Source organism: Rhodovulum adriaticum (genome assembly GCF_004345735.1).
In the GTDB taxonomy this organism is placed as follows: domain Bacteria; phylum Pseudomonadota; class Alphaproteobacteria; order Rhodobacterales; family Rhodobacteraceae; genus Rhodovulum; species Rhodovulum adriaticum.
On the sequence record NZ_SLXL01000004.1, the window covers coordinates 150,291 to 168,447 of the forward strand.

Annotated in this window: 19 protein-coding genes and 2 tRNA genes; 6 read left to right on the top strand and 15 right to left on the bottom strand. The window is 65.1% G+C overall.

Features of this window, described 5'->3' with window-relative positions; genetic code table 11:
- Positions 1-54 precede the first annotated feature (54 nt).
- From soxB to EV656_RS08455, 7 genes are all read right to left on the bottom strand, one after another.
- Positions 55-1,746, bottom strand: a complete 1,692-nt coding sequence (soxB, locus tag EV656_RS08425) for a thiosulfohydrolase SoxB (RefSeq protein WP_132602225.1) — start codon at positions 1,744-1,746, stop codon at positions 55-57.
- Between the two features lie 108 nt (positions 1,747-1,854).
- Positions 1,855-2,715: a sulfur oxidation c-type cytochrome SoxA gene (soxA, locus tag EV656_RS08430; protein WP_132602228.1), complete on the bottom strand. Its 861-nt coding sequence runs from the start codon at positions 2,713-2,715 to the stop codon at positions 1,855-1,857.
- A 38-nt stretch (positions 2,716-2,753) separates the two neighbouring features.
- Complete coding sequence (gene soxZ / locus EV656_RS08435) at positions 2,754-3,083, bottom strand: thiosulfate oxidation carrier complex protein SoxZ (RefSeq protein WP_132602231.1); 330 nt, start codon at positions 3,081-3,083, stop codon at positions 2,754-2,756.
- Positions 3,084-3,104: 21 nt separating this feature from the next.
- Positions 3,105-3,524, bottom strand: a complete 420-nt coding sequence (gene soxY, locus EV656_RS08440) for a thiosulfate oxidation carrier protein SoxY (protein WP_132602234.1) — start codon at positions 3,522-3,524, stop codon at positions 3,105-3,107.
- Between the two features lie 35 nt (positions 3,525-3,559).
- Positions 3,560-4,042 carry a sulfur oxidation c-type cytochrome SoxX gene (gene soxX / locus EV656_RS08445; protein WP_132602237.1) on the bottom strand — a complete coding sequence of 161 codons (483 nt, stop codon included), beginning with the start codon at positions 4,040-4,042 and terminating at the stop codon, positions 3,560-3,562.
- A 145-nt stretch (positions 4,043-4,187) separates the two neighbouring features.
- Positions 4,188-4,754 carry a thioredoxin family protein gene (locus EV656_RS08450; RefSeq protein ID WP_132602240.1) on the bottom strand — a complete coding sequence of 189 codons (567 nt, stop codon included), beginning with the start codon at positions 4,752-4,754 and terminating at the stop codon, positions 4,188-4,190.
- Between the two features lie 20 nt (positions 4,755-4,774).
- Positions 4,775-5,512 carry a cytochrome c biogenesis CcdA family protein gene (locus EV656_RS08455; protein WP_132602243.1) on the bottom strand — a complete coding sequence of 246 codons (738 nt, stop codon included), beginning with the start codon at positions 5,510-5,512 and terminating at the stop codon, positions 4,775-4,777.
- A 67-nt stretch (positions 5,513-5,579) separates the two neighbouring features.
- Between EV656_RS08455 and EV656_RS08460 the strand changes: the two genes are divergently transcribed.
- From EV656_RS08460 to EV656_RS08475, 4 genes are all read left to right on the top strand, one after another.
- Positions 5,580-5,981 carry a thioredoxin domain-containing protein gene (locus tag EV656_RS08460; RefSeq protein WP_165918969.1) on the top strand — a complete coding sequence of 134 codons (402 nt, stop codon included), beginning with the start codon at positions 5,580-5,582 and terminating at the stop codon, positions 5,979-5,981.
- Positions 5,978-6,472 (top strand): GlcG/HbpS family heme-binding protein, encoded by a 495-nt coding sequence (locus EV656_RS08465; protein ID WP_132602246.1) that lies wholly within the window; start codon positions 5,978-5,980, stop codon positions 6,470-6,472. The genes EV656_RS08460 and EV656_RS08465 overlap by 4 nt, the downstream gene beginning before the upstream one ends.
- Positions 6,473-6,536: 64 nt before the next feature.
- On the top strand, positions 6,537-6,881 hold the full coding sequence (locus tag EV656_RS08470; RefSeq protein WP_132602508.1) for an ArsR/SmtB family transcription factor: 345 nt from the start codon (positions 6,537-6,539) through the stop codon (positions 6,879-6,881).
- A gap of 35 nt (positions 6,882-6,916) precedes the next feature.
- On the top strand, positions 6,917-7,963 hold the full coding sequence (locus EV656_RS08475) for a YeeE/YedE family protein (protein WP_132602249.1): 1,047 nt from the start codon (positions 6,917-6,919) through the stop codon (positions 7,961-7,963).
- 9 nt (positions 7,964-7,972) lie between these two features.
- Here the strand turns inward: EV656_RS08475 and EV656_RS08480 are convergent, their stop codons facing one another.
- Positions 7,973-8,848: a hypothetical protein gene (locus EV656_RS08480; RefSeq protein ID WP_132602252.1), complete on the bottom strand. Its 876-nt coding sequence runs from the start codon at positions 8,846-8,848 to the stop codon at positions 7,973-7,975.
- A gap of 96 nt (positions 8,849-8,944) precedes the next feature.
- Between EV656_RS08480 and EV656_RS08485 the strand changes: the two genes are divergently transcribed.
- A complete protein-coding gene (locus EV656_RS08485) occupies positions 8,945-10,609 on the top strand; it encodes an ABC transporter permease (RefSeq protein WP_132602255.1) in 1,665 nt (554 codons plus the stop codon).
- 43 nt (positions 10,610-10,652) lie between these two features.
- A tRNA-Thr gene (locus EV656_RS08490) sits at positions 10,653-10,728 on the top strand.
- Between the two features lie 189 nt (positions 10,729-10,917).
- On the opposite strand, the gene EV656_RS08495 is transcribed toward EV656_RS08490, so the two are convergent.
- From EV656_RS08495 to EV656_RS08525, 7 genes are all read right to left on the bottom strand, one after another.
- A tRNA-Ser gene (locus tag EV656_RS08495) sits at positions 10,918-11,007 on the bottom strand.
- A 127-nt stretch (positions 11,008-11,134) separates the two neighbouring features.
- Positions 11,135-11,860, bottom strand: coding sequence for an alanyl-tRNA editing protein (locus EV656_RS08500; RefSeq protein WP_132602258.1), 726 nt, complete (start codon positions 11,858-11,860; stop codon positions 11,135-11,137).
- Complete coding sequence (locus EV656_RS08505) at positions 11,857-14,250, bottom strand: DUF3772 domain-containing protein (RefSeq protein WP_132602260.1); 2,394 nt, start codon at positions 14,248-14,250, stop codon at positions 11,857-11,859. Before EV656_RS08505 ends, EV656_RS08500 begins: the two co-directional genes overlap by 4 nt.
- On the bottom strand, positions 14,247-15,281 hold the full coding sequence (locus EV656_RS08510; protein WP_132602263.1) for a cysteine synthase A: 1,035 nt from the start codon (positions 15,279-15,281) through the stop codon (positions 14,247-14,249). The genes EV656_RS08505 and EV656_RS08510 overlap by 4 nt, the downstream gene beginning before the upstream one ends.
- Before the next feature lie 47 nt (positions 15,282-15,328).
- Positions 15,329-16,450: an NUDIX domain-containing protein gene (locus EV656_RS08515; RefSeq protein WP_132602266.1), complete on the bottom strand. Its 1,122-nt coding sequence runs from the start codon at positions 16,448-16,450 to the stop codon at positions 15,329-15,331.
- A gap of 1 nt (position 16,451) precedes the next feature.
- Positions 16,452-16,895 carry a TrgA family protein gene (locus EV656_RS08520; protein ID WP_132602269.1) on the bottom strand — a complete coding sequence of 148 codons (444 nt, stop codon included), beginning with the start codon at positions 16,893-16,895 and terminating at the stop codon, positions 16,452-16,454.
- Positions 16,896-16,898: 3 nt separating this feature from the next.
- Entirely contained in the window at positions 16,899-18,110 is a 1,212-nt protein-coding gene (locus EV656_RS08525) for an SAM-dependent methyltransferase (RefSeq protein WP_132602272.1), read from the bottom strand.
- Positions 18,111-18,157 lie beyond the last annotated feature (47 nt).

Here is an 18,157-nt window from a genome sequence, read left to right on the forward strand (position 1 = left end):
CTCCGAACTCGGATTGTTTCGTCTTTGATGTTTCGCGTTCCGGCTGCCGGGAGCTTACGCCCCCGTGACCTTGACCGACTTGTTGGGATCGACATGCACGGTGCCCTGCCGCTTGATGTAGCTTTCCACCACATCCCAGATCGGCGGCCCCTCGGTGCCCTCGTTCACGCTGGCCCAGCCGGACACGACATAGGTCTTGGCCGGGTCGATGGCCTCGCCGGTTTTCAGCAGGGTCATGTTGGTGATCCGGCTGCCCTGGGCCTTGGACACGTCGATGTCGTAGCCCATGCCGCCCACGCGCACCATGTCCCCGCCCTGCTGGTAATAGGGATCGGGGTTGAACAGGTTGTCGGCCACATCTTCGAGGATGATCTTCAGCGTTTCGCCGGTCATCTCGGAACGATAGGCGTTCGGGTAGCTCATCGAGGTGGCGTTGAACACGTCCTCGCGGGTGATGGGCGCACCGGGCAGCAGGCTGGGCCCCCAGCGGAAACCGGGCGAAAGCGCGATATCGGCCTCGCGCTCGTCGATCAGCGCGTTGCAGATCAGATCGTCCCAGGTGCCGTTGAAGTTGCCCCGGCGATACAGCAGGCTGTCGGTGGTGCCCAGCACCTCCTCCATCTCGGCCTTGTAGGGAGCGCGCTCGGCCTCGATCAGGGCGGACATGTCCGCATCGGGTTCGATCACGTCCGAGAAGATCGGGATCAGCTTGTGACGGAAGCCCATCATCCGGCCATCGCGCACGTCCAGGTCCAGGCGGGTGACGAACTTGCCGTTGGACCCGCTGGCGATCAGCATCGTGTCACCGACCAGCACGGGTTCGGGCAGCGCATCATGGGTGTGGCCGGTCAGGATCACGTCGATACCGGGCACCTGGGCGGCCAACTTGCGGTCCACATCGAAGCCGTTATGCGACAGCACCACGACCAGATCGGCGCCCGCATCGCGCACCTCTTGCACCACCTCGTTCATGCGCTCTTCGCGCACGCCGAAGGACAGGCCGGGGAACATCCAGCCGGGGTTGGCGATCGGCATGTAGGGGAAGGCCTGGCCGATCACGGCGATCTGCGCGCCGCCCCGTTCGAACATCTGGTAGGGTTCGTAGGCGGGTTCATCCCATTCGGCATCGAAGATGTTGGCGCCCAGGAACGGGAACGGCAGGTCGTCCACGATCTCGTTCACCCGGTCGATGCCCAGGGTGAATTCCCAATGGCTGGTCATCGCGTCCGGCTTCAGCGCGTTCATGACGTTGACCATGTCCTGCGCCTGCGTTTTCAGGCAGGTATAAGAGCCGTGCCAGGTGTCGCCGCCATCCAGCAGCAGCGCATCCGGGCGGTCGCCGCGGATCGCGTTGATGACGGTCGCCACACGGTCCAGGCCGCCGACCTTGCCATAGCCCTTGGCCAGGGACACGAAATCGACATAGGTCAGGGCATAGGCCTCGGGCGTGCCCGGCTTGATGTCGAACATCTTGAGGAAATCCTCGCCGGTCACATGGGGCGGCTTGCCCGTGACCGCGCCGACGCCAAGGTTGATTTCGGGTTCGCGGAACCAGATCGGTTTCAGCTGGCCATGGATGTCGGTGACGTGGATCAGGGTCACATTGCCGAACGTGTCGAATTCCAGCAGCTGGTCCTGGGTCAACGCCTGCTGCGCGGCCAGACGGGCCCAGTTGCCCACCCCCGACGCACCGTAGATGGCCGAGGCCGCCACCGCCGTCTGCAGGAAATCTCTGCGCGAAATCATGTCTCAGCGTTCCTTTTTCGGGGGCTCCACACATTCTCACATGCGCGGAACTGAATGTATTTTGACGAAGAAGCCCCGCGCCAGTCGCCCGGCGCGGGGGTTTTCGGATCAGTTGCGGACGGACGGTCCTTCGACCGACAGGCCATTGCCGCGCGACGCGACGTAGAGTTCAAGCGCCACGAATTCCGGCGAGCCCGGCTTGAAGGTCTCGGCGCGGGTATCCCGCACGCAGCCCTTGAAGCGCGCATGAACCGTGTTCAGCTTGGCGTTCTTCAGACGATAGGTCGGGAACCCGTTGATGTGACCCTGGCTGAGGTGATCTGCCCGAATGTAGTAGTCATAGTTTTCTTCGTGGCAGTTCGCGCAGGACAGCTCCAGCTGGCCGTAACGGGTGTAATAGATTTCCTGTCCCTTTTCCCAGGTCTCTTGCGCGGGGCCATCGATGGCAACGTCCACGGGCATGCCGCGCGACACCGACGAGATCAGCGCCACCATGGCCGCCATGTCGCCGCCATCATACTTGTAGGCATCGGCGCCCATGCGATCGGTCCGGCATTCGTTCACCATCTGCTCGATGGTGCGCACCTCGCCGGCCGCCTCGTTCCACTTGGGATAGACGGCGCGGACCCCCATCATGCCCTCTGCCACGTCACCATGACAGTCGGCACAGGCCTTTCCCGCGGTCCCTTCGGCGGTATCCCAGGCCTCTTGCGCCCCATCGACGAAGATCATGCCGGGATTGTCGAAATCGTCCATCTGCAGGGCCTGGGTTTCCGAGGTACGGAACGTCCAGCCAGAGCGGATCGTGTCCAGGTGCCCCTCCAGATGCGCAGGCGCGTCCGTCTTCGTCACCATGCGGATTTCACCGTTGACCACCAGGTCGGCCTCCGGGTCCGCGGCGGCAGCCCCGGCGCCAAGCGCCAGAGCCGCGACCGAAGCGGTCATTACCTTGAACGATGCTTTCTTCATGCGTTTCCCTCCCTTGAAACGTCCGCGCCAAGCGCCGTTCAGCCGATCTCGACGGTCTTGGCGGTCTCGTAGACAGAGCCGTCGTCGTCGTACCAGGTGAACTTCATCTCGCCGGCTTCGGGGATCGTCGCCTCGAACTCGAAATACGGGTTGGTCGAGATCGCCGGGGCCAGCGCCACGTCGATGATGTTCTGGCCGTTATAGTCGCAGGTGAAGCGGTTGATGATCGAGCGCGGAATGACGTTGCCATCGCTGTCCTTGCGCTGACCGCTTTCCATCTTGTGGCTGATCAGGGTCTTGATGACCACGGATTCGCCGGCGGACGCCTTTTTGGGGGCCTTCACGCGGGGTTTGACACCACTTGCCATTTGTCTTTTCTCCTCAGATCTTTAGCCGCCGCAGCCGCCGATGGTGACTTTCACGGTGTTGCGGGCCTGCACGAAGCTGCCATCGGCCATCTTGGCGACAGCGACCACGTCCTGCGTGCCCGCAAGGCGGATCCGGGTGGAGGCGCGCTGCGCACCGGCCAGCGGACCGAAATTGAAGGTGGCCACATCCGGGGTCGGGTTGCCCGAGGCCAGCACCAGGATCGACACGGCGCCCGGCGCGTCCACCTCGATCGGCACGGTGTTGCCGTTTTCGGCGATTTCCGGCGTGGTCAGGGTGATACCGCTGTCGCCCACCGACGCACCGCCGGTGAACTCGGCGATCATGTCGTCGGCGGCAGCCATCGCGCCGCGCACCGGCAGCATCAGGGTCGCAGCCACACCGGCGCCGACGGCGAGTGCTCCACGTCTGGTGAATTCCATCTTTCTCTCCTTTTGCGGATCTGTCCCCGGGGGGATCATTCGTCTTCGAGCGTCAACAGGTAGGCGATGACGTCTTCGATCTGCTGGGCCGACAGAAGCGGCTCGATCGCGCCCTCGGCCGCCTTGCCGGTGTAGCCGTTGCCGGGGCGGATAAAGCCGTCGGTCTTGTAGTAGGCGGGCATCACAGTGCCGTCGAAGACGTTCTTCGAGTTGACCAGGATGCCGCGGATCATCGCCACCGGGTAACGATGCGGCAGACCGTCCAGCATCGGCCCGACCTCGCCGTGGAACGGCACATCGTGGGACATCTCGGTGATCTGGTGGCAGGAGACGCAGTTGCCGAGGCTCTTGGTCCCGACGATCTTGCGGCCCCGCTCCGGATCGCCCGGCTGGTCCGTCAGCGGCGCGGGAACGAACCCGTATTCGTCCATCACGACCTCGCCCGGCGCGACCACTTCGGCAGTGGCCAGGCCCGTCGTGGCCATCAGGACCAGGGCTCCTAGTGCGGCCTTTTTCATTCTCAAGACTCCTCCCAGTGTCTTTTCCCTGAGACAAAACGTAGCGGAGGTGCACCGCGGTATGCAACAACAAATATAGTTTTCTGCATACAAAAGAGTGCAGTTTTTTCAGCTACTTGCCCGGCAAAAATATGCGTTCCGGATGTCAGTTTTGATCTTCGGCGAGAGTCCGCGCGACGTATTTCTGGAAATGCTCGTCGCCCTCGTATCCCTTTTCCAGAACCCATTGCAGCAACGACCGGGTTGTGCCCTTTCCAAAGGCGCCCGGCATGGTTGCAACGGCAGCCTCGGCGGCGGTTCCGCCCTCTGGCACCTCCTCGGGCATGAACATCAGCGTTGGCGTGAAAAACACCCCCCACCGCTGGGCCATTTCCTTTTCCGACAGCGCGGTGCCGTCGAAATCGGTCACCTCGACATCGCCGAACAGGTTCATCTGCACGACGAAGTAGTTCTCTTCGATCAGGGCCTTGATCCGCGGATCGGGAAAGACCTCTTCGTGCATCTTGCTGCAATAGATGCAGCCGCGCTGTTCCCAGATCACCAGCATGCGCTTGCCCTCGGCGGTGGCCTCGGCCAGATCCTCGGACATGTCCTTGAAGGTGTCGCGCAGCCATTCGGGCTTGTGCAGGCCGTCGTCCCCCATCGGCGCGGCAGCCAGAACCGGGGTGGCAACCGCCAGGAAACCGGCGGCCAGAAGCGAAGTCAGTTTCATTTTCTCCTCCCTTGCTGAAGTCATCCGATCTTGCTGAACCAGGGCACGTTCTCGATCATGAACTGGGCGATATAGCTGATCGAGTTGGTCGCGATCAGCACCGCGAACAGGATCAGCATGACGCCCATCGCCTTTTCGACATGGCCCAGGTATTTGCGGTTGCGCTGCATCCAGCGCAGAAACGGTTTGGCAAAGGCTGCCGCGATCACGAAGGGCAGCGTCATTGCCAGCCCGTAGACCAGCAGCAGCAGTGCGCCGCGCATGACGTCGCCCATGCCGCTGGCCACCATCAGGATCGCCGCCAGCGCCGGCCCGACACAGGGCGTCCAGCCAAAGCCGAAGGCCAGCCCCATCAGGTAGGCGCCCAGAATCGTCGTGGGCTCTGCCTTCGATTCGATTCGCGCCTCTCGGTAGAGGAACGGGATTCGCAACACGCCAAGGAAGTGCAGGCCGAACACGAACAACAGCGCCGCGGCCACGTAGGACAGTTCGTCCTTCCACTCGCGGAACCCCTGCCCCAACGCGGTCGCCCCCATGCCCAGCAGCACAAAGATCGAGGTCACCCCGAGGGCAAAGAAAACGGCTGAAATCACCAGCCTGCGCACGGCGCCGGGCGCGATCTGGTCCTCGCCGCGCAGCTCGTGCATCGAGATGCCGGCCATGTAGCACAGATAGAACGGAACGATGGGCAGAATGCAGGGCGACAGGAACGAAAGAATGCCCGCGATGGCGGCCCCACCATAGGAAATTTCCAGCATCGAGGCCCTCCCTTGCCGAAGATGCGAAAACAAATTACGATTTTTCTATGTAACGGGACGCCCCTCAATGAAACGAGTATTTTCGGCATTTCTTTGCGCCATCTGGGCGCTTGGCGCGCTTGCAGGTCCGGCGCGGGCCGAGCTGGTGCTGGCGATGTTCGAACAGCCGGGTTGTGCCTATTGCATCATGTGGGATAACGAGATCGGGCCGATCTATCCCAAGACGACCGAAGGCGCGGTGGCGCCCTTGCGCAAGTTTCAACTGCGCGAAAAGCTGCCCGCCAGTGTCGAGCTGACCAGCAAGCCGCAATTCACGCCGACCTTCGTGCTGCTGCGCGACGGCGTCGAGGTGGGCCGGCTGGAAGGCTACCCTGGGGAGGACTTTTTCTGGGGATTGATCGGCAAGATGCTGCAAGAGCAGCCCGAATGGGCCAGACATCTGGATCAAAAGGGAGGACCAGAGGGATGATGAAGAAACTGGGATTGGCCGCGGCGCTGGCGCTGTCGGCTGGCGGTGCGCAGGCACAGGATGCCTTTGTGGAATTCAAGGCGCTGAAGCCTGAACTGGCAGCCAAGGCCGCGATGGCGGCAATGACCTATTGCCGGGGCGAGGGCTATCAGGTCGGCGTGGCCGTGGTGGACCGTTTCGGCACCCTTCAGGCCTTTGTGCGCGACCGCTATGCCGGCGCCCATGTCGAGGAAACCGCCCGGCGCAAGGCCTGGACCTCGGCCAGTTTCCGCACCGATACGCTGGCCCTGGGCGAATTGACCGCGCCCGGCACGATCTTTGCGGGCATCCGCGACCTGAGCGAACCGCTGGCCCTGGGCGGCGGTGTGCCGATCGAACATGCCGGCGCGCTGGTGGGTGGCATCGGCGTATCCGGCGCCCCCGGTCCCGATCTCGACGATGAGTGCGCACGCGCCGGCATCGCCGCGATCGAGGACGACATGGGCTTCTGAGGCCCGGACACCGCATATGGCATCAGACGCAGTCCACCCAGAGGATCCCGCCGACACCGACGCGATGGAACAGCACCTCCACGCCGAGGACATGGTCGATCACGCGGAAACGGCCTCCAGTTTCCTGAAGGCCCTGTCCCACGAGGGACGGCTGATGATCCTGTGCCATCTGTCCACGGGCGAAAAGACCGTGACGGAACTGGAAACGCTTTTGTCCTCGCGTCAGGCCGCGGTCAGTCAGCAACTGGCCCGTCTGCGGCTGGAGGGGCTGGTCACCTTTCGGCGCGAGGGCAAGGCGATCTATTATGCCTTGGCGGATGAACGCGCCCGGCGCATGCTTGACCTGATGTACGACTTGTTCTGCAATGCGCAGAATCCGCCGCCCTCGGCGGCCGGAAAAACGAAGTAGGAGGCGCCGCGGCGCACTTCTGCCTGGGAGGGAAGATGGAAGTGATCCCGGTTGGCGCCTGGGCGGCGTTGATTGGCCTTATCACGGGCTGCGTGTTGGGGCTGGCGGCGCGGCTGGGCGATTTCTGCGCGCTGGGGGCCATCGAAAGCGCCATGTATGGCGGCGACCAGCGCCGTCTGCGCAGTTGGGGCATCGTGCTGGCCACCGGCATCGCGTCCACCTACCTGCTGGCCGCCATGGGCCAGATCGACCTGCTGAAAACGCCCTATCACGGGCTGCAATGGAACCCGCTGGCCAGCATCCTGGGCGGCGGGCTGTTTGGCTACGGCATGGCCCTGGCGGGCAATTGCGGGTTCGGCGCGCTGGCGCGGTTTGGCGGCGGCGATCTGCGGTCGCTCGTCGTGGTGGTGGTGATTTCGATCTTCGGCTTCGTGACACTGTCCGGCCCGCTGTCGCCGCTGCGCGACTGGGCCTTCCCGCAAATCCCCTCCGATCACATGCAGGGGTTTGCCCATCTTGGCGCGACCTATCTGGGGGTGTCGCCGCTGGTTGTGGCACTGGTCATCGCGGCGGGATTTGCGCTGTGGTCCCTGTCCCACGGCCCCTTTCGCGTTGCGCCGCGCCGCATCGGCTGGGCCATGGCCGTGGGGCTGGCGATCTCGGGCGCGCTGTGGGGCATGAGCCTGCTGAACACGGCCAGTTTCGGCGCCGTGGATGTCGAGGGGCATACCTTCACCGCGCCGCTTGGGCGCACGCTGATGTGGGTGATGACCTCGTCGGCGGGGGGGCTGTCTTTTTCCGTCGGCTCTGTGCTGGGCGTATTGCTGGGGGCGTTCTTGGGATCATGGCGCAAGGGCACCTTCCGCTGGGAAGCCTGCGAAGACCCGCGCGAACTGGGCCGACAGGTCGGCGGTGCGGCCCTGATGGGGATCGGCGGCGTGGTGGCCCTGGGGTGTTCCGTCGGCCAGGGGGCGACCGCCTTTTCAACGCTGGCCTATTCGGCGCCGGTCACGCTGGCGGCCATCGTCGCGGGCGCGGCGCTTGGTCTGCGGCGGCTGATTGCCGGGTTCCAGCCGGACTGAGGCACGCCATCACGGCGCCAGGAACTGCACGTCCTCCAGCGCCTCGATCACGAAAAGATCCTCTTCGTAGCGGGCGGTCAGCGCATCGACCAGTTCCGGCGTCCAGCCGGGCAGGTCCAGTTCCTCTTCGACGGCCTCGGGAATGGCATACTTGTCCAGAAAGGCGGCGATCACCTTGCGTCGCTGCACCAGATCCGTGGGCGGGTTGGTTTCCAGATAGGCGGACAGCCGCTTGAAACCGGCCTCGCTCATCAGGGTGGACAGGAAATCCAGGCTGCCGCGCAATTCGACCGAACCGTCATGGCCGGACAACACCTGCAGCAACTCATCCCAGATCAGCGGGGTATCCTCGTTGCACCAGACCACCAGTTCCACCTGAGGGTTGGCGTTGCGGATGCGCCGGACCATGTCCGACCAGGCCAGCCGCATCGGATCGACCCCGGCGACGAAGGTGGCAAAGTCCTTTTCGTTGCTGCGCTGGAACAGCGCCGGAATAAAGGTCGCCGGGTTGCGCAGCGCCAGGAAAAACGTGCACGGCGCATCCGGGAACAACTGGGACAGCCAATTCGATTTCTCGCCGGCCATGGGATACAGCATGTGCTGATCCAGCACCTTTTGCGCCATGCAAAGGAAGGACTCGTTGGAAAAGATCAGGCGGTCGGCAGTGTCCTCATCCATGACCGCGTCCAGGATGATCTGCTGCTGTTCGGCCGAGGCGGCCTGCCCCCGGAGCGAGATCAGCATCTCGCGCAGCACGGGGCGATAACGGCCCGGCGCGGGCACGATAATCCCCTGCCGCGAAAGCGTGCCGCGGTTCTTGAGCAGGCATTTCAGCAGCCGTCCCTCGTCCGTGCAATGCGCCCCGATGTGATAGATCATCTCCATCGTCGCCAACTCCTTTACACGTTCAAAAGGGACATCTGGCGGCCGGTATAGCAGCCATTCTGGACAGGCAAAACGCTTTCCTGTAGGCGAACTCTTATGGCTGATGAAATCACTCAGGCAAGCGCCCCCGCACGGTTTCCGCGCCTGTCGCGCCCCGATCCCTGGTCCCTGGGGGCGGTCCTGATCGCGGCGCTGGTCCTGATGCCGATCGGGTCGGTCCTGTGGATGGCCCTGACGCCCGAAGACAATATCTGGCCGCACCTGATCGCCACCACCCTGCCCCGCTATCTGGGCAATACCGGCGTGTTGATGGCTGGCACCGCGCTGCTGGCCGCGGCGGTGGGCACCGGGGCGGCCTGGCTGGTCTCTGTCTACAGGTTTCCCGGCGCGCGCTGGCTGGAATGGCTGTTGCTGATGCCCCTGGCCATCCCGGCCTATGTGGGGGCGTATGCGCTGGTCGATTTCCTGGAATATGCCGGCCCCGTCCAAAGCGGCCTGCGCGCGCTTTTCGGCTGGGACAGCGCCCGCGACTACTGGTTCCCCGAAATCCGCTCGCGCGGGGCGGCGGTCGTGGTGCTGGCCGCGGCCCTTTACCCCTATGTCTACCTGCTGTCGCGCGCCGCCTTTCGCGAGCAATCCGGCGGCGCCTATGAGGTGGCCCGCGCCCTGGGCGCCGGGCCCTTCGCCCTGTTCGCCCGCGTCGGCCTGCCGCTGGCCCGCCCCGCCATCGCCGCCGGCGCGGCACTGGTGATGATGGAAACGGTCAACGATTTCGGCGTTGTCGATTACTTCGCCGTCCAGACGCTGACCACTGGCATCTTCAGCGTCTGGCTGGAAAGCGGCAATGCCGGGGGCGCGGCGCAGATCGCCACGCTGATCCTGGCATTGATCCTGGTCTTGGTCACATTGGAAAAGACCAGCCGCCGCAACCTTCGCTTTCATAACCTCGGGCGCCACCACCGCCCGCTGGTGCCCGCCCGCCTGAGCGGGGCGGCGGCCTGGGCCGCGACGATCGCCTGCGCACTGCCGGTGGCGGTGGGGTTCGTTCTGCCGGTCGGTGTCATCGCGCATCACGCCCTTGCCAACCCCGAGGCCTGGGCCGCCCCCGGCCTGCTGAGCGCGCTTGGCAACACGCTGACGGTCGGCGGGCTGGCCGCCCTGGGCACGGTGACGGCCGGGCTGTTCCTGGTCTATGGCGTGCGGCTCAGCGGACGCGCCCTGCCCCGCCTGCTGCTGCCGGTGACAACGATTGGCTACGCCGCGCCCGGCGCCGTTCTAGGCGTGGGCATCCTGATCCCGATGGCCGCCGCCGACAACGCCCTGGCCGACGGGGTAGAGCGGCTGCTGGGCATCGATATCGGTCTGGTCCTCACCGGCTCTGCCTTCGCCATCATCTATGCCTATGGCGTACGGTTCTTTGCCATCGCACAGGGGGCGGCGGACGCAGCAATGGGGCGGATCGCGCCCAGCCTGCCGATGGCCGCCCGCTCGCTGGGGCGCACGGCGCGCGGCACGCTGGCCGAGGTCTACCTGCCGCTGATCCGCGGCTCTGTCGGGACGGCGCTGCTGCTGGTCTTTGTCGATTGCGTCAAGGAGCTGCCTGCAACGCTGCTGCTGCGGCCGTTCAACTTCAACACGCTTTCAACGCGGGTCTACGAACAGGCCAGCCTTGAAAACCTCGGCGACGCGGCCCCCGCGGCCCTGCTGGTCAGCGCGGTCGGGCTGGTCGCTGTCGGCTTTCTGGCCCGGGCCAATCGCTGACAGCCCTTGCACGAACCGCCTAGCGCAGCTAGATCGAACCCGCGCCCCTATAGCTCAGCTGGTAGAGCATCTGATTTGTAATCAGAGGGTCGGGAGTTCGAGTCTCTCTGGGGGCACCATCTGCACATTCAACCCACAAGACCAACTGGCCAATCCGCCTCGCTGCCAGGCAGGCTGATACCAGCACGGGCGGAAACCGCTCACATCCAATAGTCCCTAAGTGACAGCCCCCGGAATCGCTGACGGTCATGTATCAGTTTTGCCTGAGGCAGAGGATTCGCCGGATTCATCAATGAAAACAGGGCAATTGGCGGAGAGACAGGGATTCGAACCCTGGAGACGGTTTCCCGCCTACACGCGTTCCAGGCGTGCGCCTTCGACCACTCGGCCACCTCTCCGTGGCGGTTGGTTTAACGGCACCGCGCGACCTTTTGCAAGGGCAACTTCGTCAGAATGTGCGCGGTCTATCAGGGTTTGGCAGCGGCCGGACATCATGGCACGAAAACGCGCCATCCGGCTGCCGCCTCAACGGCTGTCCGCGAGGTGCAGATAGACGCGCCGGTTCTGTTTTCCCTTCTTCTCGATCTTGCCCAGGCGCACCGCACCGATCTCTGCCGTATGGGCGACATGGGTTCCGCCGCAGGGCTGCAGATCGACCTGATCGGCCCCCTGCCCGATCCGCACCAGCCGCACCCGGCCCGAGCCCATCGGCGGCTTGACCGACATCGTCTTGACCAGACCCGGATTCGCGGCCAGCGCCGCGTCGGTGATCCAGTCGTCGGTCACGGGCAGATCGCGGGCGATCAGGGCGTTCAGCGCATCCTCCAGCCCAGCCTTGTCCGCCGGTGCCTCGGGCATGTCGAAATCCAGGCGCCCCTTGTCGGCCCCGATGGATCCGCCGGTCACGGGCAGCGGCAGGACGACGGACAGCAGGTGCAGCGCGGTATGCATCCGCATGTGCGCATGGCGGCGGTCCCAGTCCAGGTGCTGCATGACTTCGCAACCGACGGGGGGCAGCGGCGCGCCCGCGGGCGGAACCAGGACGATCTCGTCGCCCTCGCCCTTGACGGTGGTGGTAACCTCCATCTCGCCGCCGTTCCATTCCAGCAGGCCGCAATCGCCGGGCTGCCCGCCCCCCGTAGGGTAGAAGATCGAGGCATCAAGAACCACGCCGCCCTGATCCGTATGGCCGGTGACGCGGGCGGGCGCGGCGCGCAGGTATGCGTCCGCACGAAACAGCGGTGTCGTCATGCGGGGGCCTTTCCGTCGCTGTTATCCTCGGTCAGCGGTGAGGGCGGCACGGCCAGCGCCTCGGGGTTGCGCACCCAGATGTCCCGCTGCGCAAACGGGATCTCGATACCCTCCTTGGCGAAGCGTTCGGCGATCTGGTGGTTCAGTTCCGTGCGCACGCCCAGCCCGTAGTTGATGTCGCGCAGGATCACCCGCAATTCGAAATCCAGCGAATCCGCCCCGAAGCCCTGAAAGACCACCATGGGCGCAGGGTTGATCATCACCAGCGGGTGGCTTTCGCCGATCTCTTGCAGGATCTTTTCGACCAGCCTTGTATCGGTGCCATAGGCAACGCCCACGGTCAGGATCAGCCGCCCGGTCAGGTTCTGCCGGGTCCAGTTCGTCACCATGCCGGACACAAGGTCCGCATTGGGCACGATTACATCGGTCTTGTCGAAGGTCTGAATGCGCGTCGACCGGACAGAGATGTCCTGCACGATCCCCATCACGCCGCCGACCTCGATCCAGTCGCCCTGGCTGACCGGCCGTTCGATCAACAGGATGATGCCCGAGACGAAGTTCGATACGATGGTTTGCAGGCCAAAGCCGATACCGACCGAAAGCGCGCCTGCAACGATCGCCAGGGAACTGAGGTCGATGCCCGCAGTCGTGACCGAGATCACGGCCGCCAGGAAAATCCCGACATAGCCCACACCGGACACCAGCGCCGTCTGCCCGCCGGGATCGATCCGGGTCTTGGGCAGGACGGTCGTGCGCAGGGTGCCCTGGATCAGCCGGGTGACGGTGTAGCCAATGGCAAACACGATAGCGAAGGTCAGGAAATCGACCGGCGAGATCTGCGTTTCCCCCAGTGTAAAGCCAGCGGTGAACTTGGACCAAAGCTCGGTCAGGTCGGCGACGCGCGCGCCCCAGATCAACGCCAGCACGGGCAAGGCAAGCACGGCCAGCACCAGCCCCAACAAGACCGGGATCAGGGCATCGGCGGCGTTGTCCTCGGTGGTTTTTCCGCGGCCGAGCGCATAGGCGTAGGCATCCGTGATGAAACGTTGCAGCACCAGGAAGAAACCCAGCAGCGCAAGCGTCAGGATCGAGGGGTAGACGAAGAAGGATGCCGCCTCGTTATAGCCCACCGCCGCCAGCAGTGGGCCGCCGAGACCGACCGCCATGGCCACACGCCCCAGCAGGCGCATGACCCGCACCCGATAGGGGCGCTCTTCGGCGTCGGAGGGGTCGCTCCCCCTGACATGGGCATCCAGCAACTGGCCCATGCGCGACAGCATCAGACCTGCCGTCACCAACAGCGGAAAGGCCAGCACCGCCCGCGTCGCATCACTGTAGCCCTCGAACTCGGACAGCTCTTGCAACAGCACCGCCAGCGCCAGGATCAGCCCGATGACACCGGAATTGATCCGCCCCTCGCGCTGGCGTTCGGTGGGCAGCTGCAGGATCGTGTGGCTTATCCCCGTATCGGCAAAGACGCGCCCGCCCAGCCACATCGCGGCCAGAACGGTCAGGCCCAGCTGCGGCAGGATTTGCACGATCCGATCGCCGCGTAGCCCCAGCAGGCCAGAGCTTTGCAGCGCGGCGGCCAGGGCATAGACGCCCGCAAGCGGCAGCACGATCTGGCCCAGCGATACCAGCGCGCCATAGACCTTGCCGGCCCCGGCCGGGGCACGTGTCGCGGCGCGCACAGACAGGGCCTGCATCCAGCGCCGACCGCGGCCCAGCAGCACCAGCGCCACCAAGAGGTAGAACAACGTGGCGGGCAGATCCTCGCGGATCGTCGCCCGGGCCGAGGGATTGCGCAGGTTGTCGCCAACCTCGCGCCCGATTTCGCCGAACGTTTCTTGAAACGAACGCAGCCCCGTGGGCCAGTGGGCGGGGTTCAACGGCGACGGCCCCAGGTTCAGCAGTGCGTCGGCCTGACGTTCGCGGATGATATTGTCGATCTCACGGATCAGGCCATCTGCGCGGCTGTGGGCCTCGACGGCGCGCACGCCGGGGGCCTGCAACTCGGCCAGCTGGGTTTGCAGCTCGACACGGCGGGCGGCGATCTCTTCAGGTTCGGTGGCGCCTTCCTCGGGTGGGGGGCCAAGCGCTGAAATCTGGTCCCGGATCGTCTTGATGCGGGCGGCATTCGTGCCCTGCGCCTCAAGGAAGCTGGCGCGCCAGTCGGTCAGTTGGCTGCGCAACTGCTCCAGCGCGCCGCTGGAGGCCCGCCCGGCGGCCAGCACGTCCTCGGCGCGTGTCGCGATCACCTCCCACTCGGCGTAATCGATCGCGGCCTTTTCCGTGGTGGCCTGCTGCGCATAAAGGGGCGTCACGGTCGGACCCGCGCCGATCAGCACAAGGCCCAGGCCAAGAAGGATCGCGTACAGCATGCGGGTCATGTCAGGAATACCTCCGGAAGGTCGCGGCGCGCGGGGCGGTCAAGCCATGGCGGAACGGGCAGCCCCTTGTCGCGCAGGAAATCGGGATTGAACAGGCGCGACTGATAGCGGGTGCCGTAGTCGCACAAGACGGTGACGATGGTATGCCCAGGCCCCATGTCGCAGGCCATGCGCATCGCGCCGGCCACGTTCACGCCGGACGATCCGCCTAGGCACAGCCCCTCTTGCGCCAGCAGGTCGTAGACCACCGGCAGGGCCTCGGAATCTGGGACGCGGCAGCAGAAATCCGGGCGGAAGCCCTCAAGATTGGCAGTGATGCGCCCCTGCCCGATCCCCTCAGCAATCGAGGATCCCTCGGCATGCAATTCGCCCGTGGTGTAATAGCTGTAAAGTGCCGCCCCCTCGGGATCGGCCAGCCCGATACGCACCCCGCGCGGTTGCAGCGCCTGCGCCACGCCCGCCAGCGTGCCGCCCGACCCCACCGCGCAGATGAACCCGTCGACCTTGCCGCCGGTCTGTTCCCAGATTTCAGGGCCGGTGCTGTCGATATGGGCCTGACGATTGGCCAGGTTGTCGAACTGGTTGGCCCAGATCGCGCCGTTCGGTTCGGTTTCGGCAAGGCGCGCGGCCAGCCGTCCAGAATAGCGCACGAAATTGTTCGGGTCGCGGTAGGGTTTTGCAGGCAACTCTACCAGTTCGGCCCCGGCCAAGCGCAGCATGTCCTTTTTCTCGCGGCTCTGGGTTTCGGGGATCACGATGACCGTACGAAACCCCATGGACGCGCCCACCAGCGCTAGGCCGATGCCGGTATTGCCCGCCGTGCCCTCGACGATGGTTCCGCCGGGCCGCAACGCCCCGCGCGCCACCGCGTCGCGGATGATCCACAGCGCCGCGCGATCCTTGATCGACTGGCCCGGGTTCAGGAACTCGGCCTTGCCCAGGATTTCGCAGCCGGTGGCGTCCGACGGGCCGTTCAGCCGCACCAGCGGCGTATTCCCGATCAAGCCGGCAAGATGTTCTGCCCTGTGCATGTGCCCTCCCTAGCCCCTTTCAGTGCTAAAGCGGGGGCTGCGCGAACTCAAGCCGCGGCACGCAGGCGGTCACGGTTCCGTGCGAGCCACAGCAACGTCAGGATCAGCGGGGCGTTGGCGATCTCGCCGCTGTCCAACAGCGCCATCGCCCGATCAAAGGGCACGACATGGGCGCGGATATCCTCGCCCTCTGCCGCCAGCCCGCCCAAGCCACCGGCCCCCGCGTGCAGGTCCGCCTCGCCCACATAGGAATAAAGGAACTCCGCCTTCGCCCCGGGCGAGGAATAGTAGCCATAGACCCGGTGCAGCCGGCCCAGGGTCACACCGGCCTCCTCTACCGCCTCGCGGCGGGCGGTCTGTTCGGGCGTTTCGCCCGGATCGACCAGCCCGGCGATGGCCTCGACCGACCAGCATTCACTGTCGCCGCGGGCATAGGGGCCGACGCGGAACTGCTCGATCAACAGAACCGCGTCGCGTGCGGCATCATAGGGCAGCACGGTGGCCGCGTCGCCCGACAGGAACGCCGCGCGGTTCATCTCCTCGCTCCAGCTGCCGTCAAAGCGGCGATGCCGGAAATCGTATTCCTCGACCGCAAAGAAGTTGGCATAGGGCTGGTGCCTGCGGCGCTCGTCGAAATCGTCGGGCGTTGTGGGGCGGCGCAGGGTCGTCGGTGCCGGTTCTGCCGCCCGCAGCCGCGCGGCCGCCCGCGCCAGGATCAGGCGGCGGCGACGCGCATTGACCGCCGCCGGGCGCATCCCCAGCCCAAGCATCACCTCGTCCACGGCTGCCACCGCAAGGGAGGCGCAGCGTTCGGTCCAGGCCGCATGGTCCCAGGGCCCGCCGGGGGCTGTGCCCGTCGGCGCGTCGAATGCCAGCGCCTGCAACCTGTCTGCCCCGCAAGAGATCTCAAGCGTTCTGGCCCGCAAACCCTGGCTTTCCGCGTAATACGCCAGCCGCGCCGCGGCCTCGGGCGGGAGGTCGCGCAGGCATATCCCCTGTAACGTCCCGCCAGGCCCGGGCGACAGCATGGCCAGCGCCGCCCCGAGCCAAGTGCAAGCACTGGCATCGGCACATTCCGCCGGTTGAAACGGCACCTCTTGCCCCAGAACGCGCGCGCGCAATGGCGCATGGCACAGCGTGCCGAACAGGAAGATGGCCTCTGCCGTCATCTCAGCGCCACAGCCTCGCGGCAAGTTCCGTCACCTGCGCGGAAAGAACCCCGCCCCCGATCAGCAACAGCATTGCCAGCGGCGCCGTGACCAGCATCAGACCGAATTCGCCGAACAGGGAAATGACGCCGACCAGCGCCTCCATCACGCCATCATAGCGCTTGTCCAGGGCGCGCTGAAGCATTTCCCAACTGGCATGGGCCAGCAACGCGTAGAACGCCATCACTACGGCCGTCCGGATCCCCGAGGTCACCGCGATAACCGGCCCCTCACCCGCCAGCCGCCCCATGATCAGCCAGCCGCACAGAACACCGGCGACCGTGTTTACGTGGAAGAAGTAGCCAAGGTCGGCCTTCTCGGGAAAGACGGGCACCAGCGCCCAGGACACAAGCCACGCCACCAGCCCGAAGGCAATCGCTGCAACAAGTTTGGCGGCAGTGGGCATGGGTCAGGTGGGCCGTGTCACGGTGAACTGGGTCACGTCGCAGTTTCCGCTGTGGAAGGTGGCGGCGCAAGAGGTCAGGTACATGTTCCACATGCGCCGGAACCGCGCATCGAACCCCAGGGCGGCGATGTCGTCCCATTTCGCGTTGAAGGTATCGTGCCAGCGGCGCAGCGTCTGGCTGTAGCTTTCGCCAAACTCGATAGAGCGGGTCACCTCTAGCCCGGCGTAGCGGGCCTGGTCGCGCAGCACCGTGGGGCTGGGCAGCATGCCGCCGGGGAAGATGTACTTCTGAATGAAATCGACGCCCTTGCGGTAAATTTCAAAGCGGCGCTCTTGCACGGTGATGATCTGCAGCGTGGCATGGGCGCCCGGGTTCAGGCATTCGGCCAGCTTGCCAAAATAGATGGGCCAGTATTTCTCGCCCACCGCCTCGAACATCTCGATGGAGGCGATGCCGTCGTAGCGGCCGCGCTCATCCCGGTAATCCTGCAGCTTGATTTCCACCCGGTCCGACAGCCCGGCGCGGGCGATGCGGTCCACCGCGTAATCATGCTGTTCGCGGCTGATCGTCAGGCCCGTCACCTTCAGCCCGCGCTGGCCGGCGGCATATTCGGCAAAGCCGCCCCAGCCACAACCGATTTCCAGGACGTGATCGCCGGGCTTTACGCCCATTTCATCGACCATCGAGGCGTATTTCTGTTCCTGCGCCTTTTCCAGCGATTCCTGCCCGGTGCGGAACAGCGCCGAGGAATAGGTCATGCTGTCATCCAGCCACAGGCCGTAGAAATCGTTGCCCAGGTCGTAATGGGCGGCGATGTTCTTTTTCGCCTGCCGCTTGGTGTTGCGCTGCAACCAGAAGCGCAGCTTTTCGTAGGCACGCACCAGCCCCTGTCCGGGGAAACCGTCGTAGATTTCGTCATTGTCGGCATGAACCAGATCCATGAAGGCCATCAGGTCCGGGGTCGACCATGCCCCGTCCAGATAGGCCTCGCAGAACCCCAGGTCGCCCTCGCGGATCAGGCGGGCGAACACCTCTGCGTCGTGGATGTCCAGTTCCGCCACGGGGCCGGGGCCCTGCCCCTCGGCGCGAAAGCGCCGGCCATCGGGCAGAACGAAATCCAGCCGCCCGTGGCCCATTCCATTGGCCACGTCGAATACCTGCGCGAAATAGCGCGGCAGGTCCGCCTGCCCCTTGGTCGTTGTCAGGATTGTCATCCCCGCTCCCTCGTTTTCCCGTTTATTCTTGCCAAAGCCGGTGGTTC